The organism is Pseudomonas entomophila L48, assembly GCF_000026105.1.
Lineage (GTDB): Bacteria > Pseudomonadota > Gammaproteobacteria > Pseudomonadales > Pseudomonadaceae > Aquipseudomonas > Aquipseudomonas entomophila.
The window spans coordinates 5,461,541-5,486,503 of the sequence record NC_008027.1 but is presented as its reverse complement, the minus strand read 5'-3'; the positions used below and the strand labels follow the sequence as shown (position 1 = coordinate 5,486,503).

The following is a 24,963-nucleotide window of genomic DNA, read 5'->3' as shown; positions in this document are numbered from 1 at the left end:
CGTCATGTTGCAAATCTTCTGTCCCCACTGCGGCGAGCTGCGCTCCGAGGAAGAGTTCCACGCATCGGGCCAGGCGCACATCGCCCGCCCGCTGGACCCCAATGCCTGCTCCGACGAGGAGTGGGGCACCTACATGTTCTTCCGTGACAACCCACGCGGTATCCACCACGAGCTGTGGGACCACGTCGCCGGCTGCCGCCAGTACTTCAACGTCACCCGCGACACCGTGACCTACGAGATCCTGGAAACCTACAAGATCGGCGAGAAGCCGCAGGTCACCGCCACCTCGAAACAGAGCACCGCGCCAGCGACCGCCAAGGGCCAAGGGGAAAAAGTATGAGCCAGACCTATCGCCTCGCCAGCGGCGGCCGTATCGACCGCAGCAAGGTGCTGAACTTCAGCTTCAACGGCAAGACCTACCAGGGCTATGCCGGCGACACGCTGGCCGCCGCGCTGCTGGCCAACGGCGTCGACATCGTCGGGCGCAGCTTCAAGTACTCGCGCCCCCGCGGGATCATCGCCGCCGGCACCGAAGAGCCGAACGCCATCCTGCAGATCGGCTCCAGCGAAGCCACCCAGATCCCCAACGTGCGCGCCACCCAGCAGGCCCTGTACGCAGGCCTGGTGGCCACCAGCACCAACGGTTGGCCGAACGTCAACAACGACATGATGGGCATCATCGGCAAGGTCGGTGGCAACATGATGCCGCCCGGGTTCTACTACAAGACCTTCATGTACCCCAAGTCGTTCTGGATGACCTACGAGAAGTACATCCGCAAGGCGGCGGGCCTGGGCCGTGCGCCGCTGCAGAACGACCCGGACAGCTACGACTACATGAACCAGCACTGCGACGTGCTGATCGTCGGTGCCGGCCCTGCCGGCCTGGCCGCTGCCCTGGCTGCCGCGCGCAGCGGTGCTCGGGTCATCCTGGCGGATGAGCAGGAAGAGTTCGGCGGCACCTTGCTCGACAGCCGCGAGACGCTGGACGGCAAACCGGCCGCCGAGTGGGTCAACGCCGTCGTCGCCGAGCTGGAGTCGCTGCCGGAAGTCACCCTGCTGCCGCGCAGCACGGTCAACGGCTACCACGATCACAACTTCCTCACCATCCACGAGCGCCTCACCGACCATCTCGGCGACCGCGCGCCGATCGGCCAGGTGCGCCAGCGCGTGCACCGCGTGCGCGCCAATCGCGTCGTACTGGCTGCGGGCGCCCACGAGCGTCCGCTGGTGTACGGCAACAACGACCTGCCGGGCAACATGCTGGCCGGCGCCGTGTCCACCTATGTGCGCCGCTATGGCGTGGCGCCGGGCCGCAAGCTGGTGCTGTCGACCAACAACGACCACGCCTACCGTTGCGCGCTGGACTGGCACGATGCCGGCCTGCAGGTGGTCGCCATCGCCGACGCCCGCCACAATCCGCGTGGCTCGCTGGTCGAAGAGGCCCGAGCAAAAGGCATCCGCATCCTCACCTCCAGCGCCGTGATCGAGGCCAAGGGCAGCAAGCACGTTACTGGCGCCCGCGTGGCGGCCATCGATGTGCAGGCGCACAAAGTCACCAGCCCCGGCGAAACCCTCGAGTGCGACCTGATCGCGACCTCCGGCGGCTACAGCCCGGTGGTTCACCTGGCTTCGCACCTGGGCGGTCGCCCGGTCTGGCGTGAAGACATCCTCGGCTTCGTGCCGGGCGACGCGCCGCAGAAGCGTGTGTGCGTCGGTGGCGTGAACGGCGTCTATGCCCTGGGCGATGTGATTGCCGACGGCTTCGAAGGCGGCGTGCGCGCGGCCACCGAGGCCGGTTTCAAGGCCAGTGCCGGCACCCTGCCGAAAACCCTGGCGCGCAAGGAAGAGGCCACCGTGGCGCTGTTCCAGGTGCCCCACGACAAGGGCACCGCGCGTGCGCCCAAGCAGTTCGTCGACCAGCAGAACGACGTCACCGCCGCGGCCATCGAACTGGCCACCCGCGAGGGCTTCGAGTCGGTCGAGCACGTCAAGCGCTACACCGCCCTGGGCTTCGGTACCGACCAGGGCAAGCTGGGCAACATCAACGGCCTGGCCATCGCCGCCCGCTCGCTCGGCATAGGCATCCCGGAAATGGGCACCACCATGTTCCGCCCCAACTACACGCCGGTGACCTTCGGCGCGGTGGCGGGCCGGCACTGTGGCCACCTGTTCGAGCCGGTGCGCTTCACTGCCCTGCATGCCTGGCACATCAAGAACGGCGCCGAGTTCGAGGACGTCGGCCAGTGGAAGCGCCCGTGGTACTTCCCCAAGCCCGGCGAAGACATCCACACCGCCGTGGCCCGCGAGTGCAAGGCCGTGCGTGACAGCGTCGGCCTGCTGGACGCCTCGACCCTGGGCAAGATCGACATCCAGGGCCCGGACGCGCGCGAGTTCCTCAACCGCATCTACACCAACGCCTGGACCAAGCTCGACGTGGGCAAGGCCCGCTACGGCCTGATGTGCAAGGAAGACGGCATGGTCTTCGACGACGGCGTGACCGCCTGCGTCGGCGACAACCACTTCATCATGACCACCACCACCGGCGGCGCCGCCCGCGTGCTGCAATGGCTGGAGCTGTACCACCAGACCGAGTGGCCGGACATGAAGGTGTACTTCACCTCGGTCACCGACCACTGGGCGACCATGACCCTGTCCGGCCCCAACAGCCGCAAGCTGCTGGCCGACGTCAGCGACATCGACCTGGACAAGGAAGGCTTCCCGTTCATGAGCTGGAAGGAAGGCCTGGTCGGCGGCGTGCCGGCGCGGGTGTTCCGCATCTCGTTCACTGGCGAGCTGTCGTACGAGATCAACGTCCAGGCCAACTACGCCATGGGTGTACTGGAGCAGATCGTCGAGGCGGGCAAGAAATACAACCTCACGCCGTATGGCACCGAGACCATGCACGTGCTGCGCGCCGAGAAGGGCTTCATCATCGTCGGCCAGGACACCGACGGTTCGATGACCCCGGACGACCTCAACATGAGCTGGTGCGTGGGCCGCAACAAGCCGTTCTCGTGGATCGGCCTGCGGGGCATGAACCGCGAGGACACCGTGCGCGAGAACCGCAAGCAGCTGGTGGGCCTCAAGCCTGTGGACCCGAACGTGTGGCTGCCGGAAGGCGCCCAGCTGGTGTTCGATCCGAAGCAGCCGATCCCGATGGACATGGTCGGCCACGTCACCTCCAGCTACGCGGCCAACTCCCTGGGTTATTCGTTCGCCATGGGCGTGGTCAAGGGCGGCCTCAAGCGCCTGGGCGAGCGGGTGTATTCGCCCCAGGCCGATGGCAGCGTGATCGAGGCCGAGATCGTGTCTTCGGTGTTCTTCGACCCGAAAGGCGAGCGGCAGAACGTCTAAGGCCCGGAAGGCAAACGGTGTCTGGCTGGCAATGAGGTCCCTGTAGGAGCGGGTTTACCCGCGAATAGGGCGGTGAAACCACCATCGCATTCGCGGGTAAACCCGCTCCTACAGGATGTGCCGCCGACCCGAACACCGGTTGTGACCCACAGAATTCAAGGCAGGTGAGAAATGAGCGCTATCAACGTCTTCCAGCAAAACCCCGGCACCGACGCCAAGGCCCAGTCGCCCTTGCACCACGCCGACCTAGCCAGCCTGGTCGGCAAGGGCCGCAAGAACGCAGGCGTGACCCTGCGCGAGAAGAAACTCCTCGGCCACCTGACCATTCGTGGCAATGGCCACGACCAGGCCTTCGCCGGCGGCGTGCACAAGGCCCTGGGCCTGGAACTGCCGGTGGCCCTGACCGTGGTCGCCAACAACGAAATGTCGTTGCAGTGGATGGGCCCGGACGAGTGGCTGCTGATCGTTCCCGGCGGCCAGGAGTTCGCCGTCGAGCAGAAACTGCGCGACGCCCTCGACGGCCAGCACATCCAGGTGGTCAACGTCAGCGGCGGGCAGACCCTGCTTGAACTGCGCGGCCCCAATGTGCGCGACGTGCTGATGAAATCCACCAGCTATGATGTACACCCGAACAACTTCCCGGTCGGCAAGGCCGTCGGCACCGTGTTCGCCAAATCGCAACTGGTGATCCGTCGCACCGCCGAGGACACCTGGGAACTGGTGATCCGCCGCAGCTTCTCCGACTACTGGTGGCTGTGGCTGCAGGACGCGTCGGCCGAGTACGGCCTGGCCATCGAAGCGTAAGGAGTACAGAGCATGAGTCGGGCACCGGACACCTGGATTCTCACTGCCGACTGCCCGAGCATGCTCGGCACGGTCGATGTGGTGACGCGTCATCTCTACGAGCAGCGCTGCTACGTTACCGAGCACCATTCGTTCGATGATCGGCTGTCGGGGCGGTTCTTCATTCGCGTGGAGTTCCGCGCCCCGGACGGTTTCGACGAGAACGCCTTCCGCGCGGGGTTGGCCGAGCGCAGCGAAGCGTTCGGCATGGCCTTCGAACTGACCGCGCCAAATCACCGCCCCAAGGTAGTGATCATGGTGTCCAAGGCCGACCACTGCCTGAACGATCTGCTGTACCGCCAGCGCATCGGCCAGCTGGCCATGGACGTGGTCGCGGTGGTGTCCAACCACCCCGACCTCGAGCCCTTGGCGCACTGGCACAAGATTCCCTACTACCACTTCGCCCTCGACCCCAATGACAAGCCCGGGCAGGAGCGCAAGGTGCTGCAGGTGATCGAGGAAACCGGTGCCGAGCTGGTCATTCTTGCCCGCTACATGCAGGTGCTTTCGCCTGAACTGTGTCGGCGGCTGGATGGCTGGGCGATCAACATCCATCACTCGCTGTTGCCCGGGTTCAAGGGCGCCAAGCCGTATCACCAGGCGTACAACAAGGGCGTGAAGATGGTTGGTGCCACGGCGCACTACATCAACAACGACCTGGACGAAGGGCCGATCATCGCCCAGGGTGTCGAGGTGGTCGATCACGCCCATTATCCCGAAGACCTGATCGCCAAGGGCCGCGACATCGAATGCCTGACTCTGGCGCGGGCGGTGGGCTATCACATCGAGCGTCGGGTGTTCCTCAACGCCAATCGCACCGTCGTTCTCTGATCCACCCGCCCCCTGTAGGAGCCAGCTTGCTGGCGAACAGCCACGCCACCCCGGTGCTGCCGTTCGCCAGCAAGCTGGCTCCTACAGGGTGGCGGTGTCTCGGCGCAATCAGATATCCCCCTGTCGCATCCAGTCACCGCCCCATCCCCCATCCAGCCCACAATCCCCATCATTCCAGTAACACAGGCCGCCCACGGAAAGGCGGCGCTTTCCACCACCGCTGCATAACTACAAATCTAGCGAGGTAAGAAGCATGTCTGGTAACCGTGGAGTGGTGTATCTCGGCGCGGGCAAGGTCGAGGTGCAGAAGATCGACTACCCCAAAATGCAGGACCCGCGCGGCAAGAAAATCGAGCACGGGGTCATCCTCAAGGTGGTCTCCACCAACATCTGCGGCTCCGACCAGCACATGGTCCGCGGCCGCACCACCGCCCAGGTCGGCCTGGTCCTGGGCCACGAAATCACCGGTGAAATCGTCGAAATGGGCCGTGACGTCGAACGCCTGAAAATCGGCGATCTGGTGTCGGTACCCTTCAACGTCGCCTGTGGCCGCTGCCGCTCGTGCAAAGAGATGCACACCGGCGTCTGCCTCACCGTCAACCCGGCCCGCGCCGGCGGCGCCTACGGTTATGTCGACATGGGCGACTGGACCGGTGGCCAGGCCGAGTACGTGCTGGTGCCCTACGCCGACTTCAACCTGCTGAAACTACCCGACCGTGACAAGGCCATGGAGAAGATCCGCGACCTGACCTGCCTGTCCGACATCCTCCCCACCGGTTACCACGGTGCCGTCACCGCAGGTGTTGGCCCGGGCAGCACCGTGTACGTCGCGGGTGCCGGCCCGGTCGGCCTGGCCGCTGCCGCTTCCGCACGCCTGCTGGGCGCGGCCTGCGTCATCGTCGGCGACCTCAACCCGGCCCGCCTGGCCCACGCCAAGTCGCAAGGTTTCGAAGTGGTCGATCTGTCCAAGGACACCCCACTGCACGAGCAGATCATCGATATCCTCGGCGAGCCGGAAGTGGACTGCGCCGTCGACGCTGTTGGCTTCGAGGCCCGCGGCCATGGCCATGAAGGCGCCAAGCACGAAGCCCCGGCCACCGTGCTCAACTCGCTGATGCAGGTGACCCGCGTGGCCGGCAAGATCGGTATTCCGGGCCTGTACGTGACCGAAGACCCAGGCGCGGTGGATGCCGCCGCCAAGATCGGCGCGCTGAGCATCCGCTTCGGCCTGGGCTGGGCCAAGTCGCACAGCTTCCACACCGGGCAGACCCCGACCATGAAGTACAACCGTCAGCTGATGCAGGCGATCATGTGGGACCGCATCAATATCGCCGAAGTGGTGGGGGTGCAGGTGATCAGCCTGGACCAGGCACCTGAAGGGTATGGCGAGTTCGATGCGGGTGTGCCGAAGAAATTCGTGATCGACCCGCACAAGACCTTCAGCGCGGCGTGATGGCTGGCAGTGGGGGCGCCACCGGATCGGTGGTGGCCCCACGCTCCGCAGGCCGGCCCGTCGGGATGAACACCGATGGCCGGGCTGGAACAAACCTTCGCTAACCCAGTCCAACCCCTCGTTTCCCGGCCATCCCGGCCGACGAGGTCCCTCCCGATGAAAGCATTCACCCTGGCAACCCTGATGACCCTGGCCGCAAGCCCGGCGTTTGCCCTCAACCTCGGCGATGTCGCCAATGCGGTGTCCGCAGCGCAAAGTCCGCATCAACAGGGCCAGGTACAGGCACCGGCGACCCAGGCCAACCTGCTCAACAGCCTGGGCAGCGAGCTGAAGATCACCCCTGAGCAGGCTATTGGCGGGGCGGGAGCGATGCTGGGGCTGGCGCGCAACAATCTCAGCGGCGACGACTATGGGCAACTGGCCAAGGCTGTGCCGGGCCTGGACCTGCTGTCGGGCAACACTGCCCTGGGCGGGCTGAGTGGCCTGGGCCAGTTGCTGGGCAATGACAAGAGCTCCTCCGCCCTGAGCAATGCCTTGGGCGGCGAGGTGCAGAACCGCAACGACCTCGACACTGTGTTCAAGGCGCTGGGCATGGAGACCGGGATGATTGGCCAGTTCGCGCCGTTGATCCTTCAGTACCTGGGGCAACAGGGTATTGCCAGCTCGCTGCTGCAAAACCTGGGCAACCTGTGGGCCACCCCGGCCGCCGTCGCACCTTCGGTCTGACACGTACCTTTGTAGGAGCCAGCCTTGCTGGCGAACCGAGGTGCCTGAGTTCGCCAGCAAGGCTGGCTCCTACAAAGGGTTGCCGGCGAACGTTCCTGTCAGCGCATCTCGGCGCGCAGTTCCTCGATTCGCTGGTCCTTCTCCACCCACAGTTGGTTCACCCAGGCCTGTACAGTCTGGCGAAACGCCGGGTCGTTCTCGTAATCGCCCTCGCACAGCGCCGGGTCCAGCTCGCGCACGCGAATGTCGATGATCACCCGGCTGATGCTGCCGTTGAGCAGGTCCCAGAACCCTGGCGCCTTGTTGCCGGGGTAGACGATGGTCACGTCGAGCAGGGCGTCGAGCTGTTCGCCCAGCGCCGCCAGCACGAAGGCCACGCCGCCCGCCTTGGGCTTGAGCAGATGACGATAGGGTGATTGCTGCTGTTCGCGCTTGGCCTCGGTGAAGCGGGTGCCTTCCAGATAGTTGACCACGGTCACCGGCTGGCGCTTGAACAGCTCGCAGGCGGCCTTGGTGATTTCCAGGTCCTTGCCTTTGAGCTCGGGGTGCTTGTCGAGGAAAGCCTTGCTGTAGCGCTTCATGAACGGGTAGTCCAGGCCCCACCAGGCCAGGCCCAGCAGCGGTACCCAGATCAGTTCCTTCTTGAGGAAGAACTTGAAGAACGGCACCCGGCGGTTGAGGCTTTCGATCAGCGCGGGGATATCGACCCAGGTCTGGTGGTTGCTGACGCACAGGTACGAGGTGTCGTTGCGCAGCGTGTCCACCCCGCGGATGTCCCACTGCGTGGGAATGCACAGGGCGAAGATGACCTTGTCGACTTCCGACCAGGTTTCGGCGACCCACATCACTGCGGCCGACGCATAGTCACGGCCACGGCCGGGCAGCACCAGCTTGAGCAGGGCGAACACCAGCAGCGGGCCGATCATCACCAGGGTGTTGAGCAGCAGCAGGGTGAGGGTGAGGGTGCCGGTCAGCAGGCGACGCATATGGGGACTCTTGTGGTGTGAGGTAAACGGTCGGCAATGATAAGCAGGGGAAGGGCCTTAGCCAAACGTCGTACGTCCATTAATTGGTACAAATGTTTCACATTATGTTGTTTAGCCTGTGACAACGAACCTATCCTGCTTGCGCAGTCTAAGCACTGACCCCTCTCAAGGAAGCCTGCCCTGTGAAATCCCTGCTTGCCCTGTTGTCCCTCCTGGCGCTGCCGGTCATGGCCGCCGAACCGACCTTGTATGGCCGATACGAGAACATCAAGCTGCCGGAGATCGGCCAGACCCTGAAAGCCAAGATGGACACCGGTGCCTGGACCGCCTCGCTGTCGGCCAAGGATATCGAGATGTTCACCCGTGACGGCAACGAGTGGGTGCGCTTCCGCCTGGCGACCGAGGGTGCCGGCGACAAGGTCTACGAGCATGAAGTGGCGCGCATCAGCAAGATCAAGAACCGCGCCGAAGAGGAAGAAGAAGGCGATGCGCCGGACCTCTCGCACCGGCCGGTGATCGAGCTGGAGATGTGCCTGGGCGACGTCAAGCGCACCGTGGAGGTCAACCTGGTCGACCGCAGCAATTTCCGTTACCCGCTGCTGATCGGCTCCAAGGCCCTGCGCAAGTTCAAGGCGGCGGTGGATCCGCGCGAGAAGTTCACGGCGGGCAATCCAGGCTGTTAAGCGCTTGTAGGAGCGGCTTCAGCCGCGATGGCGCCAGCCCAATTCACATGACCGTCGCTATCGCGGCTGAAGCCGCTCCTACAGGGATTGCACCGGCGTCCGGATATGCTTCACAGTCCAGCCTTCAACCTAGCAAGGCCGGACGCCATGCCCCACATCCTCATCGTCGAAGACGAATCCGCCATCGCCGACACCCTGGTCTACGCCCTGCAGGCCGACGGCCACAGCACCGAATGGGTGTCGCTGGGCAGCGCCGCGGTCGAACAGCAGCGCCTGCGCCCGGCCGACCTGGTGATCCTCGACATCGGCCTGCCCGACATCAGCGGCTTCGAGACCTGCCGCCAATTGCGCCGCTTCAGCGAGGTGCCGGTGATGTTCCTCAGTGCCCGCGATGCCGAGATCGACCGGGTGCTGGGGCTTGAGATCGGCGCCGACGACTATGTGGTCAAGCCCTTCAGCCCGCGAGAAGTCGCCGCGCGGGTGCGGGCGATCCTCAAGCGTATGGCACCGCGGCCCGAGCCTGTCGCCGAAGTTGCGCCGTTCCAGCTCGACACCCTGGCCATGCGCATCGTCTACCGTGGCCAGCCACTGGCGCTGACCCGCCACGAATTCCGCCTGCTGCAATGCCTGCTCGAGCAACCCCGGCGGGTGTTCAGCCGCGAGCAACTGCTCGACGGCCTGGGCGTGGCTTCGGACGTGGGCTACGAGCGCACCATCGACAGCCACATCAAGAGCCTGCGGGCCAAGCTGCGCCTGGTCGCCAGCGAGGCCGAGCCGATCCAGACCCACCGTGGCCTGGGCTACAGCTACAGCCCGGAGCACGCCTGATGCGCCTGGGGATCCGCATCTTCCTGGTGTACTTCCTGTTCGTCGGGCTGGCGGGCTACTTCCTGCTCAACACCGTGCGCGAACAGATCCGCCCGGTGGTGCGCCAGTCGTCCGAGGAAACCCTGGTGGATACCGCCAACCTGCTGGCGGAAATCCTCCACGACGACGTCAAGGCCGGCACCCTCGGCCAGAGCCGCCTGCCCCAGGTGCTTGCCTTGTACGGCGAGCGGCGCCCCAGCGCGCAGATCTGGGGGCTGGCGAAGAACCAGGTCAGCCACCGGATCTACGTCACCGACGCCAAGGGCATCGTCCTGCTCGACTCCAGCGGCCAGGACCTGGGCAAGGATTACTCGCGCTGGAACGATGTCTACCTGACCTTGCGCGGCCAGTACGGCGCACGCTCCACCCGCAGCGACCCGGACGACGAAAGCACCTCGGTGATGCACGTGGCGGCGCCGATCCTCGATCAGGGCCGGATCATCGGCGTGGTGACGGTGGCCAAGCCCAACAGTTCGCTGCAGCCGTACATCGACCGTTCCGAGCAGCACCTGCTGACGCTCGGGCTGGGGCTGATCGTACTGGGGCTGCTGGTGGGGGCGGCGCTGTCGTGGTGGCTGGCCCGTTCGTTGCGCCGGCTCACCCAGTACGCCCAGGCCGTCAGCGAGGGCGAGCGCGCTGCCTTGCCGCACTACAAGGGCGGCGAGTTGTTGCAACTGGCCACGGCGGTGGAGCGCATGCGCACGCAGCTTGAAGGCAAGGCTTATGTGGAGCGCTACGTGCACACCCTCACCCATGAGCTGAAGAGCCCGCTGGCGGCGATCCGTGGCGCCTCCGAGCTGCTGCAAGGCGACATGCCGCAGGAGCAGCGGGCGCGTTTCGCCGGCAATATCGAGCGCGAGAGCGAGCGCTTGCAGCAGATGATCGAGCGGCTGCTCAATCTGGCGCGGGTCGAGCAGATGCAGGCGCTGGAAGACGAGCAGCAGGTGGCGCTGGCGGCATTGGTCGATGAACTGCTGCTGGCCCATGCGGCGCGGATCGAAGGGGCGGGCCTGCAGGTGCGCCAGCGCGTGCCGGTGGCCGCCCGGCTATGGTGTGATCCGTTCCTGATGCGCCAGGCGCTGGCCAACCTGCTGGACAACGCGCTGGACTTCACCCCGCCGGGTGGCGCCTTGCTGTTCGAGCTGGAACGGGCAGGCGAGCGGGTGGCGCTGAGCCTGTTCAACCAGGGGCAGGCGATCCCCGAGTACGCCCTGGGGCGGGTCAGCGAACGGTTCTATTCGCTGCCCAGGCCCGGGACGGGCCGCAAGAGCACCGGGCTGGGGCTGAACTTCGTCGACGAGGTGATGCAGCTGCACGGTGGGGCGCTGGCGGTGGACAACGTCGAAGGTGGGGTACGGGTGCGTCTGTGGCTACCGGCGCGGCGGGTCATCTGAATCGACGTATATCTCTGTAGGAGCGGCTTTAGCCGCGATCACCCGCAAAGCGGGTGCCAGACATCGCGTCGTCTGCATCGCGGCTGAAGCCGCTCCTACAGGCGGCGATGTTGTGTGGCAGACCGTGGCCAATCTCCACACAATCTCCACATTCCCTCCCTGAGGGCTCCACGCGGCGGGCAGACACTGCCCCCATCGCAAACGGAGCCCTCCCCATGAACAAGACCCTAGGTTTCAAGCTCGGCCTGATCGGCACCTTGATCCTGCTGCTGCTTATTCCCCTGCTGATGATCGGCGGCCTGATCGACGAACGGCAGCAACTGCGCAACAACGTGCTCGACGAGATCGCCGCCAGTTCGAGCTTCGGCCAGGTGGTCAGTGGGCCGCTGCTGGTAGTGCCCTACCGCAAGTACGAGCGGCGCTGGATCAACAAGGACGGCACGAGCGTCCAGGAGACCACCACGATGCACGGCAATCTCTACTTCCTGCCGGAAACCTTCGCGATGGACGTGGGCGTCGATACCGAGCTGCGCGCCCGCGGCATCTACCAGGCGCGCCTGTTCCACGCCAAGAGCCAGATCAGTGGCCGCTTCAAGCTGCCCGAGCGCTGGGGCATCGAGAAGGACTACGACGACTACCGTTTCGACAAGCCGTTCCTGATGGTCGGCATCAGCGACATTCGCGGCATCGAGAACAGCCTGGAACTGACCCTGGATGACCAGCGCCTGCCGTTCGAGGCTGGCAGCGGAGTCGACTGGTTGTCCGGTGGCGTGCACGTGCCGCTGCCGCAGTTCAGTGACCAGAAGGCCCGCGAGTTCGACTACGCCTTCGACCTGGCCCTGCTGGGCACCAGCCAGCTGGCGGTGCTGCCGGTTGGTCGCAGCACCACCGTGGACATGCGCGCCAACTGGCCGCACCCGAGCTTCGTCGGCAGCTACCTGCCTAGCCGCCGCGCCATCGATGAAAAGGGCTTCAGCGCCCACTGGCAGACGTCGTTCTTCGCCACCAACCTGGAAGAGGTCGTGCGCCTTTGCGCAACCGTCGGCAAGTGCGGCGACTTCAACGAGCGTGCCTTCGGCGTCAGCTTCGTCGACCCGGTGGACCAGTACCTCAAGAGCGAGCGGGCGATCAAGTATGCGCTGCTGTTCATCGCCCTGACCTTTGCCGGCTTCTTCCTGTTCGAGGTACTGAAGAACCTCAGCGTGCACCCGGTGCAGTACATCCTGGTGGGCGTGGCCCTGGCGTTCTTCTACCTGCTGCTGTTGTCGCTGTCGGAGCACCTGGGCTTCGGCCTGGCCTATGGGCTGTCGGCGTCGGGTTGCGTGCTGCTGATCGGCTTCTACCTGGTGCACGTATTGCGCAGCCTGGGGCGCGGGGTTGGCTTCGCGGCGGGGCTGGCGGCGTTGTACGCGATGCTCTACGGACTGCTCAGTGCCGAGGACTATGCGTTGCTGATGGGCTCGCTGCTGTGCTTCGGGCTGCTGGGTGTGTTCATGGTGCTGACCCGTCGGCTGGACTGGTCGCGGGTGGGGAGAGGGATATGAGGGAGGACAAGGATATCGGGCGGTGGTTGGCCGCTCGAATCGGCCAACTGTTCGCCACTGTAGGAGCCAGCCTTGCTGGCGATGCAAGGCGCAGCCTTGCCTGGGGATCTCAGGGGCCCCTTCGCCAGCAAGGCTGGCTCCTACAGGACGGTGGTGTCGTTCAGGGCGATGGGGCTGTGGCCACCATCGACGGGCGCTGACTCACCTCGGCATACCACGCTGCCAGCCCCGGTTGACGCTCGCGCCAGCCGAAGTCGGGCTGGCGCAGGTCCAGGTACCCGAGCGCACACGCCACGCCAATCGCCGCGATATCGAACCCCGAAGCCAGTTCGGCAAGATGGACCTGCTCCAGGTTCATCAGGCTGCGACGGATCTTCTCGGCTTGCGCCTGGACCCAGCCGTCCCACTGCTTGTCCGCCGGGCGCAAGAAGGTTTCGTAGCGCGAAGCCACCGCCGCATCCATGATCGCATCGGCCTGCGAGGCCAACGTCAGCCGGCGCCAGCGCACCGAACCCTCGCGGGGGATCAGCGGGTTGCCGACGTGCTGGCTGTCGAGGTACTCGCAGATCACCCGGCTATCGTGCAGCACGCTGCCGTCGTCCAGGCGCAGGGCCGGGATCTTGCCGATCGGGTTGCCCTGGTTGAGCTGGTCGTCGCCGCTCACCGGGCTGATGTTGACGCCTTGCACGGTGACGCGGTCGAGCTGCTCGGTCTCGTGCAGCACCACCATCACCTTGCGCACGAACGGCGACAGCGGCGAATGGAACAGGATCATGGCTCAGTTACCTTGCAGGCTGGGCGGCAGGCACACACCGGTGCCACCGATGCCGCAGTAACCGTCCGGGTTCTTGGCCAGGTACTGCTGGTGGTAGGCCTCGGCGAAGTACACGGTCGGTGCCTGGGCGATCTCGGTGGTGATCTCGCCGAAGCCGGCTTTACTCAGCTCGGCCTGGAAGGCGTCGCGGCTGGTCTTGGCTTCCTCGAGCTGTTGCGGCGAGGTGCAGTAGATCGCCGAGCGGTACTGGGTGCCGACATCGTTGCCTTGGCGCATGCCCTGGGTGGGGTTGTGCAGCTCCCAGAACATCGTTAGCAGGTCGTGGTAGCTGACCTTGTTCTTGTCGAACACCACCAGCACCACTTCGGTGTGGCCGGTCAGGCCCGAGCAGACTTCTTCGTAGGTGGGGTTGGGAGTGAAGCCGCCGGCGTAGCCAACCACGGTGCTGACCACACCCTCGCGCTGCCAGAAGCGGCGCTCGGCGCCCCAGAAGCAACCCAGGGCGAAGATGGCGAAGTCGATGTCGCCTTCGAAGAACGGGCCGAGCAGTGGGGTGCCTTCGAACACGTAGTGGAACTCGGGCAGGGCCATCGGGGTTTCGCGGCCAGGCAGGGCCTGTTCCGCGGTGGGCAGGACGTTTTTGTTCACCAGGATTTCCGAACGCAGGACCATGACCGTTCCTCTGTGTTTTCCAGTGGGATGGGGGTTGGCCCGTTCGCCGGCAAGCCGGCTCCTACGTAGGAGCCGGCTTGCCGGCGAACGGGCCCGAATGGTCTCTATAGTGCCCGAGCTTTATGCCGCTGTCAGTCCATCGGCCCGCGCGGATAGCGGCGCAGCTTCTCGGCCAGCTCGCGCCCGGGGATCGGCCGGTCGAACAGGTAGCCTTGGCCGACGTCGCAACGGTGCCGGCGCAGGAAGGCCAACTGCTCGGGGGTTTCGATCCCTTCCGCCACCACCTTCAGCTTGAGGTTGTGGGCCATGGCCACCACCGCCGAGGTGATCTCCATGTCGTCCTGGTTGTCGGGGATCTCGTTGATGAAGCTGCGGTCGATCTTGATGATGTCGATCGGGAATTTCTTCAGGTAGCTCAGCGACGAGTAGCCGGTGCCGAAGTCGTCCATCGCCAGCGTCAGGCCCAGGGCCTTGAGCTCGTCGAGCTGGCGGTGGGTGTCCTCGGTGGCTTCGAGCAGCAAGCCTTCGGTCAGTTCCAGCTCCAGCAGGTGCGGCGGCAGGGCTTCTTCCTTGAGGATGCTGCCAATCGAGCCGACCAGTTCAGGGTCGGAGAACTGCTTGGGCGACAGGTTGATCGCTACGTGCAGGTTGCCCATGCCGGCCCCGCGCAGCTCCTGGCTCTTGCGGCAGGCCTGGCGCACCACCCATTTGCCGATGGGGATGATCAGGCCGGTTTCCTCGGCCACGCTGATGAACTGGTCGGGGCGGATCATGCCGCGCTCGGGGTGGTTCCAGCGCAGCAGCGCCTCCAACCCGAGCAGGCGACCGCTGCGCAGGCACAGTTTCGGTTGGTAGAACACTTCCAGCTCATTCTGGGTCAGGGCGCGGCGCAGGTTGTTCTCGACGAACAGCTTGTAGCTGGCCTCGGCGTTGAGCACTTCGGTGAACACCTGCACCTGGTGCTTGCCGTTGGCCTTGGCCTTGTGCAGGGCCAGGCCCGCGTTCTTCATCAGGGTGGCCGGGTCGCTGCCGTGCAGCGGCGCGCAGGCCAGGCCCACGGAGGCGGTGACGTTGATCAACTGGTTGTCGACGAACATGGGCTTGTCGAGGGTGCGCAGCAGTTGCTGGGCGACGCCCTGGCCGTCTTCCAGGCTGGTGTCGTCGAGCAGCACGGCGAACTCGTTGCTGGCGAAGCGCGCCAGGCTGCCGCCGCTGCTCAGGCTGTTGCGCAGGCGCCGGGCCAGGCTGATCAGCAGCTTGTCGCCGGTCTGGTGGCCGAGGCTGTCGTTGATCCGCTTGAAGTTGTCGATGTCCACCAGCAGCAGGCAGATCGGCGTGTTGCTGTCGCGGGCGAAGCGCTCGTCGAGGTTGCGGATGAACGCCGGGCGGTTGCCGAGGTTGGTCAGGTTGTCGGTGTAGGCCAGGCGCTCGATGCGCTGCTGGGCCAGCTTGCTCTGGGTGACGTCTTCGTAGATGCCGATGTAGTGGGTCAGCTCGCGGTTGTCGCCGTACACCTTGGAGATCGACAGCTGGCCCCAGTAGGGCTCGAGGTTCTTGCGCCGGCTCTTGAACTCGCCCTGCCAGCTGTTGCCCATGGCCAGGCTCGAGGGCGAGTCGAACAGCAGTTCGCTCAGGTTTTCCAGGGCCGGCAGCTCGCCCAGGTGATGGCCCTGGACTTCTTCGGTGCTGTACTGGGTGATCGCGGTGAAGCTTGGGTTGACGTACTCCACCACACCGTCACGGTTGACCAGCAGGAAGGCGCTGGCGCTCTGTTCCACGGCCCGCTGGAACAGGTGCAGGGCGCTGGCGGCGGTGCGCCGGTTGTGGTTGTTGATGACTTGGGCGAACTGGTCGGCCAGCTCGCCGGCGAAGGCAATCTCGTCGGTCTGCCAGGCCCGTGGCTGGCCGGTCTGCTCCAGGCACAGCACGCCGACCACCTGGCCGTCGATGCGGATGCTGGCGTCGAGCATTGCGTTGTCGTCGGTGCTGTACAGCGACTCGGCCATTTCGCGGGTGCGCGGGTCATGGCTGGCGTTGTGGGCGTCGATGGCGCGGCTGGCGTGCAGGGCGTCGAGGTAGTCGGGGAAGCGGCTGGCGTCGATCGCCTCCGGCAAGCGATGCTGCTGCTCGCTGCGGTACCAGGCGCTGATCGGTTCCAAGCGCTGGTCGTTCAGGTACCAGATGCTGGCGCAGTCGACCTTGTAGATCTCGCAGGCGCTGCGGGTGATCAGCTCGGCGGCCTCGAGCAGCGAGTTGCCGACGCTGTAGCGCTGGCGGGCCAGGCGTAGGATCAGGTCCTGCTGGGCACGTACCCGCTCCAGGTGCTCGAGCTGCTCTTGCTGGGCGCGCTGGTTCAGTTGCAGGGCCAGTTGCAGGCGGTTGTTGCGCGATTCGAGGTCGTCGGTGTCGAGTTCCGCCAGCTCGTCTTGCTGGTCGTCCATCACCGTCAGGTAGCCGCGCAGCAGTTGGCGGTTGTGCTGCTTGTAGCTCTCGCCCACTTCCAGCAGGCGCAGCGCCTGCGGGCAGGCGTGCAGGGTGTAGCGCACCCGGTAGTGCCCGCGCAGGGCCAGTTGCCGCTGGATCTCGTCGTGCAGTTTGTAGCGTGCCTCCGGCTCCATGAGGCTGGCATAGGGCGAGCCGATCAGGGCGCAGAGTTCGGCGGCTGGCAGGCCGAACTGGCGGTCGCAGGCGGGGTCGAGGTAGAGCATGGCCCAGCTGGCTTCGTTGAGCCGTTCGAAACGCAGCATGCCGAGCCGCGAGGGCACGGGGAGCTGCGTGACGACCTCGGCCGCCACACGGCTGGCGGCATCGGGTTGGCTTTTCATCGAAGACTCGCTTGAACAGGGGGCGCTGCCTGGAGAGCGGCGCATCGGGCAAGGTTGCATCATGTCCCATGGGCTGGCAAGCGGCCATGGGGGATGCTGTGAACAGGTTGTCGGCCGGTTGCATGAAATCTGTAGGAGCCAGCCTTGCTGGCGAACAAGTGTGAGGTTCGCCAGCAAGGCTGGCTCCTACAGGGCGGTGGTGTTCATTCAGGCAAAAAAAAGCCCCGCCAAAGTGACGGGGTTGAGGTACGAGCGTGGCAGCTCGAAAGGGTACCTGCCCCTCGAGGGAGGGGCAGGAAAACAGCGGTTTACAGCAGCATCGTGCGGATATCCGCCAGCACGTCGCCCAGGCGCTTGGTGAAGCGCGCGGCGGCGGCGCCGTTGATCACGCGGTGATCGTAGGACAGCGACAGCGGCAGCATCAGCTTCGGCTGGAAGGCCTTGCCATCCCAGACCGGCTGCATGGTCGCTTTCGATACGCCCAGGATCGCCACCTCAGGCGCGTTGACGATCGGCGTGAAGCCGGTGCCGCCAATGTGGCCGAGGCTGGAGATGGTGAAGCAGGCGCCCTGCATGTCGTCGGCCGAGAGCTTCTTGGTGCGGGCTTTCTCGGCCAGCGCGGCGGCTTCGGCAGCCAGTTGCAGCAGGCTCTTCTGGTCGACGTTCTTGATCACAGGGACCAGCAGGCCATCCGGGGTGTCCACGGCGAAGCCGATGTGCACGTACTTCTTGCGGATGATCGCCTTGCCGCTTGGTGCCAGCGAGCTGTTGAAGTCCGGCAGTTCCTTGAGCAGGAAGGCGCAGGCCTTGAGCAGCAGCGGCAGCACGGTCAGCTTGACGCCGGCCTTCTCCGCGACAGCTTTCTGCGCGACGCGGAAGGCTTCCAGCTCGGTGATGTCGGCGGAGTCGAACTGGGTGACGTGCGGCACGTTCAGCCAGCTGCGGTGCAGGTTGGCGGCGCCGACCTGCATCAGGCGGGTCAGGGCGACCTCTTCCACTTCACCGAACTTGCTGAAGTCCACGGCCGGGATCGGCGGGATGCCAGCACCACCGGTAGCACCGGCGGCCGGGGCTTCCTTGGCCTTCTGCATCATGGCCTTGACGTAGACCTGCACGTCTTCCTTGAGGATACGACCGTGCGGGCCAGTGGCCGCGACGGCACCCAGGTCGACGCCGAATTCACGGGCCAGCTGACGAACGGCAGGGCCAGCATGAACCTTGGCATTGCTGCCGGCTGCCGGCGCGGTGGCGGCCGGAGCAGGGGCGGCAGCAGGCGCCGGAGCAGCGGCAGGCGCAGCGGCTTGGGCAGGAGCGGCAGCCGGAGCAGAAGCGGCCGGAGCCGGCGCTGCGGCAGGGGCGGCGCCAGCGGCCTTGATCTTGAAGATCAGGTCACCGGTGCCCACTTCGTCTTCCAGCTTGCACAGCACGGCTTCGATCACGCCGGCGCTAGGCGACGGGATCTCCATGGAAGCCTTGTCGGACTCCAGGGTGATCAGCGACTGGTCGGCTTCGACGGTGTCGCCGACCTTGACCAGCACTTCGATGATCTTGGCCTTGCCCGACGAACCGATATCCGGCACGTGGATGTCTTGCACGCTGGCGGCAGCCGGGGCTGCGGCAGGCGCAGGGGCCGCTTCGGCAGCCGGTGCTGGGGCAGCAGCCGGAGCCGGGGCGGCAGCGGCCGGAGCCTCAGGCGCCGCAGCGGCGCCCTCGACTTCCAGGACCAGCAGCTCGTCGCCTTCTTTCAGGCGGTCGCCCAGCTTGACCTTCAGCTCCTTGACCACGCCGGCCTTGGGGGCCGGGATTTCCATGGAGGCCTTGTCGGACTCCAGGGTCAGCAGGCTCTGGTCTGCTTCGATACGGTCACCGACCTTGACGAACAGCTCGATGATTTCACCTTCACCGCTGCCGATGTCAGGTACGCGAATGAGTTCGCTCACTTAAAAATACTCCTCAGCAGTCCAGTGGGTTGCGCTTGTCCGGGTCGATGCCGAACTTGACGATGGCGTCAGCCACAACCTTGGGTTCGATCTCGCCACGGTCAGCCAGGGCTTCCAGGGCAGCCAGCACCACGAAGTGGCGGTCGACTTCGAAGAAGTGACGCAGCTTCTTGCGGCTGTCGCTGCGACCGTAACCGTCGGTACCCAGGACCTTGAACTCTTTGCTCGGGACCCACTGGCGAATCTGCTCGGCGAACAGCTTCATGTAGTCGGTGGAGGCGATGACCGGGCCCTTGCGGCCGGCAAGGCACTCTTCGACGTAGGTCTGCTGAGGCTTCTGGCCAGGCTTGAGGCGGTTGGCACGCTCCACGGCCAGGCCGTCGCGACGCAGTTCGTTGAAGCTGGTGACGCTCCACACGTCGGCGCCGACGTTGAACTCTTCACGCAGGATCTTCGCAGCTTCCCGGACTTCGCGCAGGATGGTGCCGGAGCCCATCAGCTGTACGTGGTGCGCGGCTTCGCGGGTGTCTTCCTCGAGCAGGTACATGCCCTTGATGATGCCGTCCTCGACACCGGCCGGCATGGCGGGTTGCTGGTACGACTCGTTCATCACGGTGATGTAGTAGAAGATGTCCTGTTGCTCTTCGGTCATCTTCTTCATGCCGTCCTGGATGATCACCGCCAGCTCGTAGCCGTAGGTCGGATCATAGGTGCGGCAGTTCGGGATGGTGCCCGCCATCATGTGGCTGTGACCGTCTTCGTGCTGCAGGCCTTCACCGTTGAGGGTGGTACGGCCGGCGGTACCGCCGATCAGGAAGCCACGGGTGCGGCTGTCGCCAGCGGCCCAGGCCAGGTCGCCGATACGCTGGAAGCCGAACATCGAGTAGAAGATGTAGAACGGCAGCATCGGCTGGTTGTGGCAGCTGTACGAAGTACCGGCAGCGATGAACGACGACATGGCGCCGGCCTCGTTGATGCCTTCTTCGAGGATCTGGCCCTTCTTGTCTTCGCGGTAGAACATCACCTGGTCTTTATCAACAGGCTCGTAGAGCTGGCCGACCGACGAGTAGATGCCCAGCTGGCGGAACATGCCTTCCATACCGAAGGTACGGGCTTCGTCCGGGATGATCGGGACGATGCGCTGGCCGATGTCCTTGTCCTTGACCAGCTGCGCCAGGATGCGCACGAAGGCCATGGTGGTGGAGATTTCGCGGTCGCCCGAACCGTCCAGGATCGCTTTCAGCGTTTCCAGTGGCGGGGTGGGGACGCTGAAGCTCTTGGCACGGCGCTGCGGTACGAAACCGCCCAGGGCCGCACGGCGCTCGGCCAGGTACTTGGCCTCGGCGGAGCCTTCTTCCGGCTTGAAGAACGGCAGGTTCTCAAGGTCGGCATCCTTGACCGGGATGTCGAAGCGGTCACGGAAGTGACGCAGGCTGTCGACGTCGACTTTCTTTGTATTGTGCGCGGTGTTCTTGGCTTCGCCAGCACCGGTACCGTAACCCTTGATGGTCTTGGCCAGGATGACGGTCGGCTGCTCTTTGTGGTTAACAGCCTGGTGGTACGCCGCGTAGACCTTGTAGGGGTCGTGGCCGCCACGGTTGAGCTTCCAGATCTCGTCGTCGGACAGGTCTTCGACCATGGCCTTGAGCTCTGGAGTATTGAAGAAGTTTTCACGAACGTACGCGCCGTCTTTGGCTTTGTAGTTCTGGTACTCGCCGTCGATGACTTCGTCCATGCGGCGCTGCAGGGCACCGTTGGTGTCCTTGGCCAGCAGTGGGTCCCAGAAGCGGCCCCAGACCACCTTGTTGACGTTCCAGCCACCGCCGCGGAACACGCCTTCGAGTTCCTGGATAATCTTGCCGTTGCCGCGAACCGGGCCGTCGAGGCGCTGCAGGTTGCAGTTGATGACGAAGATCAGGTTGTCCAGCTTCTCGCGGCCGGCCAGGGCGATCGCGCCCAGGGATTCCGGCTCGTCGCACTCGCCGTCGCCCATGAAGCACCAGACCTTCTGCTTGCCGGCCGGGATGAAGCCACGGGCTTCCAGGTACTTCATGAAGCGTGCCTGGTAGATCGCCTGGATCGGGCCCAGGCCCATCGATACGGTCGGGAACTGCCAGAAGTCAGGCATCAGCCACGGGTGCGGGTACGAAGACAGGCCGTTGCCGTCCACTTCCTGGCGGAAGTTGTTCATCTGGTCTTCGTTGATGCGGCCTTCCATGAAGGCGCGGGCGTAGACGCCTGGCGAAGCGTGGCCCTGGAAGAAGATCAGGTCGCCGCCGTGTTCGTCGGTCGGGGCCTGGAAGAAGTAGTTGAAGCCGATGTCGTACAGCGTGGCGCTGGAGGCGAAGCTCGAGATGTGGCCACCCAGGTCCGAGTCTTTCAGGTTGGTGCGCATGACCATGGCCAGGGCGTTCCAACGCACCATCGAGCGGATGCGGCGTTCCATGAACAGGTCGCCAGGCATGCGTGCTTCGTGGGTGACAGGGATGGTGTTGCGGTACGGCGTGGTGATGGCATACGGCAGCTGGGAGCCACTACGGGTGGCCAGCTCGCCCATACGGGTCATCAGGTAATGAGCGCGGTCTTCGCCTTCTTTGTCGAGGACCGACTCCAGGGCATCCAGCCATTCCTGGGTTTCGATTGGATCGAGGTCTTGCATGGCTTGCTCCAGGGCGGAAAGGCCACCAGAATCGATGGCCTGAGTTTGCGACTGGCCTTATGGGCAGACGTCGTGAATTCTTGGATTACCGGACAGTCATCCGGCGCGGTGTAGTTTTACTACAAATGCTTTCGCATTTCATGCTTTTGCACCTACGGGGTAGTAGTAAAACTACACAAATGCGACGGTTTGTCGCATCCCGGGTTGTGAGGATAAACGTTCATGTTGGTTGGTGGCGTGTCGCGATCAGGTGGTTCTTGATGCTTTTTGCCAAATTTTCGGCTTTATCGGCTATTTCCAACTTTTGTATGACAGTCCAACCGTGGCCGGGCCTCCTTTTGAGCGCCCACGCCCCTCACTTTCACGCCGATCAAGGATAGACCATGCGCCTGCCTTTGCCGCTCGATCTGCCCGCCGCACTCCAACCGCTGGTCACCCGCAACCAACAGTTTCTGCGCGATGCCCTGGCCGCCCATCCCGACCTGAATCTGGACAGCTGCAGCGCCGAGCATCGACAGCAGTTCGACCAGGTGGCTGGCGCCAGCGATTTCGTCCTGACCCAGGCCCAGCGCGAGCCGGCCATGCTGTTCGAGTTGCTCGGCAGTGGCCTGATGGATCGCCCGTTCGCACCCGGCGAGTTGCGCGGGCAGGTCAATGCCGCCGCCCAGGCCGCGCAGACCGAGGACGAGCTGGCGCGCAACCTGCGCCGCGAACGCAACCGCCAGCAGTTGCGCATTATCTGGCGCGACATCACCCGCCAGGCGGCGCTGGGGGAAACCTGCCGCGACCTGTCCGACCTGGCCGACGCCGCCATCGACGAAGCTTATCAATGGCTGTACCCGCGCCACTGCCAGCAGTTCGGCACGCCCATCGGCAACCGCAGCGGCGAGCCGCAGCACATGGTGGTGCTGGGCATGGGCAAGCTGGGGGCGGTGGAGCTCAACCTGTCGTCCGACATCGACCTGATCTTCGCTTTCCCCGAGGGCGGCGAAACCGAGGGCGTAAAACGCTCGCTGGACAACCAGGAGTTCTTCACCCGCCTGGGCCAGCGTCTGATCAAGGCGCTCGACCCGGTCACCGTCGATGGCTTCGTGTTCCGCGTCGACATGCGCCTGCGCCCTTATGGTTCGGCCGGTGCGTTGGTGCTCAGCTTCAATGCCCTGGAGCAGTACTACCAGGACCAGGGGCGCGACTGGGAGCGCTACGCGATGATCAAGGCCCGGGTCGTGGCCGGCGACCAGGCCGCCGGCGCCCAATTGCAGGAAATGCTGCGGCCGTTCGTCTACCGTCGCTACCTGGACTTCTCCGCCATCGAGGCGCTGCGCACCATGAAGCAGCTGATCCAGCAGGAGGTGCGGCGCAAGGGCATGGCCGAGAACATCAAGCTGGGGGCCGGTGGCATTCGCGAAGTGGAGTTCATCGCCCAGGCCTTCCAGCTGATCCACGGTGGTCGCGACCTGAGCCTGCAGCAACGGCCGTTGCTCAAGGTGCTGGCAACGCTCGAAGGGCAGGGCTACCTGCCACCGGCGGTGGTCGCCGAGCTGCGTGAAGGCTATGAGTTCCTGCGTTACACCGAGCACGCTATCCAGGCCATTGCCGACCGTCAGACGCAAATGCTGCCGGATGATGAGACCGACCGCGCGCGCATCGCCTATATGCTCGGCTTTGCCGACTGGGCCAGCTTCCATGAACAGTTGATGCACTGGCGTGGCCGCGTCGACTGGCATTTCCGCCAGGTGATCGCCGACCCGGACGAAGACGACGCCGAGGGCGAGCTGGTGGTGGGCGGCGAGTGGTCGCCGCTCTGGGAGCAGGCCCAGGATGAAGAGGCCGCCTGCCGTCAATTGGAAGAGGCAGGTTTCAAGCAGCCCGCCGAGGCGTTGCGGCGCCTGACCGCCTTGCGCGTCAGCCCTTCGTTGCGTTCGATGCAGCGCATTGGCCGTGAACGCCTGGATGCCTTTATTCCACGTTTGCTGGCCCAGACGGTGGAGCATGACAACCCTGACCTGGTGCTGGAGCGAGTGCTGCCGCTGGTCGAGGCCGTGGCGCGACGTTCTGCTTATCTTGTGCTGCTGACGGAAAACCCGGGCGCGCTGCGCCGCTTGCTGACCCTGTGCGCGGCCAGCCCGTGGATCGCCGAGCAGATCGCCCGCTACCCGCTGCTGCTCGACGAGCTGCTCAACGAAGGCCGGCTGTTCAGCCCGCCGCTGGCACCAGAGTTGGCCGCCGAACTGCGTGAACGCCTGACGCGCATTCCCGAGGACGACCTGGAACAACAGATGGAGGCCCTGCGCCACTTCAAGCTGGCCCATAGCCTGCGGGTGGCCGCTTCGGAGATCACCGGCAACCTGCCGCTGATGAAGGTGAGCGACTACCTCACCTGGCTCGCCGAGGCGATCCTCGACCAGGTGCTGGCCCTGGCCTGGCGCCAGACGGCGGCCCGTCATGGCCAGCCCAGGCGCAGTGACGGTAGCCTGTGCGACCCGGGTTTCATCATCGTGGGTTATGGCAAGGTTGGTGGCCTCGAACTGGGCCATGGCTCGGACCTGGACCTGGTGTTCATCCACGATGGCGACCCTAATGCCGAGACTGACGGTGCCAAGCCCATCGACGGCGCGCAGTTCTTCACCCGCCTGGGCCAGCGCATCATCCACCTGCTGACCACCCAGACCAACTCCGGCCAGCTCTATGATGTAGACATGCGCCTGCGCCCGTCCGGCGCCTCGGGGCTGCTGGTCAGTTCGCTGGGCGCGTTCGAGCGCTACCAGCAGAACGAAGCCTGGACCTGGGAGCACCAGGCCCTGGTGCGAGCACGGGTGCTGGTGGGTTGCCCGCAGGTGGCGACGGCGTTCGAGGGCGTGCGCGCCAAGGTGCTGGGCCAGGCCCGCGACTTGGACAAATTGCGCAGCGAAGTCAGCGACATGCGCGCCAAGATGCGCGACAACCTCGGCACCAAGGCGACCGCCGCCGGTACCGCGGCCAATGCCTTCGACGCGGGCGTGGCGTTCGATATCAAGCAGGATGCCGGCGGTATCGTCGATATCGAATTTATGGTGCAATACGCCGCTTTGGCCTGGTCCCACGACCACCCGGCCTTGCTGCGCTGGACCGATAACATCCGCATCCTCGAAGAGCTTGAGCAGGCCGGGTTGATGCCCGCCACTGACGCCGTGCTGCTGCGCGAGGTGTACAAGGCGTTCCGCTCGGCCTCGCACCGCCAGGCCCTGCAGAAGCAGGCCGGGGTGATTGACGCGGCGCAGTTCGTCGACGAGCGCCGCGAGGTGCGGCGGATCTGGGGGCAGCTAGGTTTGACCTGAGATTGACGGGGCCGCTTTGCGGCCCTTTCGCGGCACAAGGCCGCTCCCACAGGTATGGCGTGGTCTGCGTGGGAGCGGCCTTGCGTCGCGAAAG

At 65.0% G+C, this 24,963-nt stretch carries 17 protein-coding genes; 11 read left to right on the top strand and 6 right to left on the bottom strand.

The features are described 5' to 3' along the window. The first annotated feature begins 4 nt into the window (after nucleotides 1-4). The 6 genes from PSEEN_RS23865 (at nucleotide 5) to PSEEN_RS23840 (ending at nucleotide 7,207) form a co-directional block, all read left to right on the top strand. On the top strand, nucleotides 5-340 hold the full coding sequence (locus PSEEN_RS23865) for a sarcosine oxidase subunit delta (RefSeq protein ID WP_011536147.1): 336 nt from the start codon (nucleotides 5-7) through the stop codon (nucleotides 338-340). Further along, nucleotides 337-3,354: a sarcosine oxidase subunit alpha gene (locus PSEEN_RS23860; protein WP_011536146.1), complete on the top strand. Its 3,018-nt coding sequence runs from the start codon at nucleotides 337-339 to the stop codon at nucleotides 3,352-3,354. The genes PSEEN_RS23865 and PSEEN_RS23860 overlap by 4 nt, the downstream gene beginning before the upstream one ends. A gap of 171 nt (nucleotides 3,355-3,525) precedes the next feature. Next, on the top strand, nucleotides 3,526-4,158 hold the full coding sequence (locus tag PSEEN_RS23855; protein ID WP_011536145.1) for a sarcosine oxidase subunit gamma: 633 nt from the start codon (nucleotides 3,526-3,528) through the stop codon (nucleotides 4,156-4,158). A gap of 12 nt (nucleotides 4,159-4,170) precedes the next feature. Continuing rightward, a complete protein-coding gene (gene purU / locus PSEEN_RS23850; protein ID WP_011536144.1) occupies nucleotides 4,171-5,028 on the top strand; it encodes a formyltetrahydrofolate deformylase in 858 nt (285 codons plus the stop codon). Nucleotides 5,029-5,281: 253 nt separating this feature from the next. Then, the gene (gene fdhA / locus PSEEN_RS23845; RefSeq protein ID WP_011536143.1) at nucleotides 5,282-6,481 is read left to right on the top strand and encodes a formaldehyde dehydrogenase, glutathione-independent; all 1,200 of its coding nucleotides are present in this window, start codon (nucleotides 5,282-5,284) and stop codon (nucleotides 6,479-6,481) included. Between the two features lie 156 nt (nucleotides 6,482-6,637). Continuing rightward, nucleotides 6,638-7,207, top strand: coding sequence for a DUF2780 domain-containing protein (locus PSEEN_RS23840; protein ID WP_011536142.1), 570 nt, complete (start codon nucleotides 6,638-6,640; stop codon nucleotides 7,205-7,207). Nucleotides 7,208-7,305: 98 nt separating this feature from the next. On the opposite strand, the gene PSEEN_RS23835 is transcribed toward PSEEN_RS23840, so the two are convergent. Continuing rightward, a complete protein-coding gene (locus PSEEN_RS23835) occupies nucleotides 7,306-8,193 on the bottom strand; it encodes an acyltransferase (protein WP_011536141.1) in 888 nt (295 codons plus the stop codon). A 182-nt stretch (nucleotides 8,194-8,375) separates the two neighbouring features. Here PSEEN_RS23835 and rloA2 point away from each other — a divergent pair, with 182 nt between their 5' ends. The 4 genes from rloA2 to creD all read left to right on the top strand — a co-directional run bounded on the left by rloA2 (nucleotide 8,376) and on the right by creD (nucleotide 12,681). Next, a complete protein-coding gene (gene rloA2, locus PSEEN_RS23830; RefSeq protein WP_011536140.1) occupies nucleotides 8,376-8,876 on the top strand; it encodes a retropepsin-like aspartic peptidase RloA2 in 501 nt (166 codons plus the stop codon). A 147-nt stretch (nucleotides 8,877-9,023) separates the two neighbouring features. Next, nucleotides 9,024-9,704, top strand: coding sequence for a two-component system response regulator CreB (creB, locus tag PSEEN_RS23825; RefSeq protein WP_011536139.1), 681 nt, complete (start codon nucleotides 9,024-9,026; stop codon nucleotides 9,702-9,704). Beyond that, entirely contained in the window at nucleotides 9,704-11,137 is a 1,434-nt protein-coding gene (gene creC / locus PSEEN_RS23820; RefSeq protein WP_011536138.1) for a two-component system sensor histidine kinase CreC, read from the top strand. Before creB ends, creC begins: the two co-directional genes overlap by 1 nt. A 215-nt stretch (nucleotides 11,138-11,352) precedes the next feature. Continuing rightward, nucleotides 11,353-12,681: a cell envelope integrity protein CreD gene (creD, locus tag PSEEN_RS23815; RefSeq protein ID WP_011536137.1), complete on the top strand. Its 1,329-nt coding sequence runs from the start codon at nucleotides 11,353-11,355 to the stop codon at nucleotides 12,679-12,681. 160 nt (nucleotides 12,682-12,841) lie between these two features. Here the strand turns inward: creD and PSEEN_RS23810 are convergent, their stop codons facing one another. From PSEEN_RS23810 to aceE, 5 genes are all read right to left on the bottom strand, one after another. After that, nucleotides 12,842-13,456 (bottom strand): glutathione S-transferase, encoded by a 615-nt coding sequence (locus tag PSEEN_RS23810; protein ID WP_011536136.1) that lies wholly within the window; start codon nucleotides 13,454-13,456, stop codon nucleotides 12,842-12,844. A 3-nt stretch (nucleotides 13,457-13,459) separates the two neighbouring features. Continuing rightward, entirely contained in the window at nucleotides 13,460-14,128 is a 669-nt protein-coding gene (gene msrA / locus PSEEN_RS23805; protein ID WP_011536135.1) for a peptide-methionine (S)-S-oxide reductase MsrA, read from the bottom strand. Between the two features lie 131 nt (nucleotides 14,129-14,259). After that, the gene (locus PSEEN_RS23800; protein WP_011536134.1) at nucleotides 14,260-16,953 is read right to left on the bottom strand and encodes a putative bifunctional diguanylate cyclase/phosphodiesterase; all 2,694 of its coding nucleotides are present in this window, start codon (nucleotides 16,951-16,953) and stop codon (nucleotides 14,260-14,262) included. 308 nt (nucleotides 16,954-17,261) lie between these two features. Beyond that, the gene (gene aceF, locus PSEEN_RS23795; RefSeq protein ID WP_011536133.1) at nucleotides 17,262-18,893 is read right to left on the bottom strand and encodes a dihydrolipoyllysine-residue acetyltransferase; all 1,632 of its coding nucleotides are present in this window, start codon (nucleotides 18,891-18,893) and stop codon (nucleotides 17,262-17,264) included. A gap of 13 nt (nucleotides 18,894-18,906) precedes the next feature. Beyond that, nucleotides 18,907-21,552, bottom strand: a complete 2,646-nt coding sequence (gene aceE / locus PSEEN_RS23790; protein WP_011536132.1) for a pyruvate dehydrogenase (acetyl-transferring), homodimeric type — start codon at nucleotides 21,550-21,552, stop codon at nucleotides 18,907-18,909. A gap of 383 nt (nucleotides 21,553-21,935) precedes the next feature. Here aceE and glnE point away from each other — a divergent pair, with 383 nt between their 5' ends. Further along, nucleotides 21,936-24,869, top strand: coding sequence for a bifunctional [glutamate--ammonia ligase]-adenylyl-L-tyrosine phosphorylase/[glutamate--ammonia-ligase] adenylyltransferase (gene glnE / locus PSEEN_RS23785; protein ID WP_011536131.1), 2,934 nt, complete (start codon nucleotides 21,936-21,938; stop codon nucleotides 24,867-24,869). Nucleotides 24,870-24,963 lie beyond the last annotated feature (94 nt).

Excerpts from the sequence above, each read along its gene's own strand:
- PSEEN_RS23800 (WP_011536134.1), bottom strand. The coding sequence starts at position 16,953 with ATGAAAAGCCAACCCGATGCCGCCAGCCGTGTGGCGGCCGAGGTCGTC.
- PSEEN_RS23865 (WP_011536147.1), top strand. The coding sequence starts at position 5 with ATGTTGCAAATCTTCTGTCCCCACTGCGGCGAGCTGCGCTCCGAGGAA.
- PSEEN_RS23855 (WP_011536145.1), top strand. The coding sequence starts at position 3,526 with ATGAGCGCTATCAACGTCTTCCAGCAAAACCCCGGCACCGACGCCAAG.
- creC (WP_011536138.1), top strand. The coding sequence starts at position 9,704 with ATGCGCCTGGGGATCCGCATCTTCCTGGTGTACTTCCTGTTCGTCGGG.
- creB (WP_011536139.1), top strand. The coding sequence starts at position 9,024 with ATGCCCCACATCCTCATCGTCGAAGACGAATCCGCCATCGCCGACACC.
- msrA (WP_011536135.1), bottom strand. The coding sequence starts at position 14,128 with ATGGTCCTGCGTTCGGAAATCCTGGTGAACAAAAACGTCCTGCCCACC.
- glnE (WP_011536131.1), top strand. The coding sequence starts at position 21,936 with ATGCGCCTGCCTTTGCCGCTCGATCTGCCCGCCGCACTCCAACCGCTG.
- PSEEN_RS23810 (WP_011536136.1), bottom strand. The coding sequence starts at position 13,456 with ATGATCCTGTTCCATTCGCCGCTGTCGCCGTTCGTGCGCAAGGTGATG.
- purU (WP_011536144.1), top strand. The coding sequence starts at position 4,171 with ATGAGTCGGGCACCGGACACCTGGATTCTCACTGCCGACTGCCCGAGC.
- PSEEN_RS23835 (WP_011536141.1), bottom strand. The coding sequence starts at position 8,193 with ATGCGTCGCCTGCTGACCGGCACCCTCACCCTCACCCTGCTGCTGCTC.
- aceE (WP_011536132.1), bottom strand. The coding sequence starts at position 21,552 with ATGCAAGACCTCGATCCAATCGAAACCCAGGAATGGCTGGATGCCCTG.
- fdhA (WP_011536143.1), top strand. The coding sequence starts at position 5,282 with ATGTCTGGTAACCGTGGAGTGGTGTATCTCGGCGCGGGCAAGGTCGAG.
- PSEEN_RS23840 (WP_011536142.1), top strand. The coding sequence starts at position 6,638 with ATGAAAGCATTCACCCTGGCAACCCTGATGACCCTGGCCGCAAGCCCG.
- PSEEN_RS23860 (WP_011536146.1), top strand. The coding sequence starts at position 337 with ATGAGCCAGACCTATCGCCTCGCCAGCGGCGGCCGTATCGACCGCAGC.
- creD (WP_011536137.1), top strand. The coding sequence starts at position 11,353 with ATGAACAAGACCCTAGGTTTCAAGCTCGGCCTGATCGGCACCTTGATC.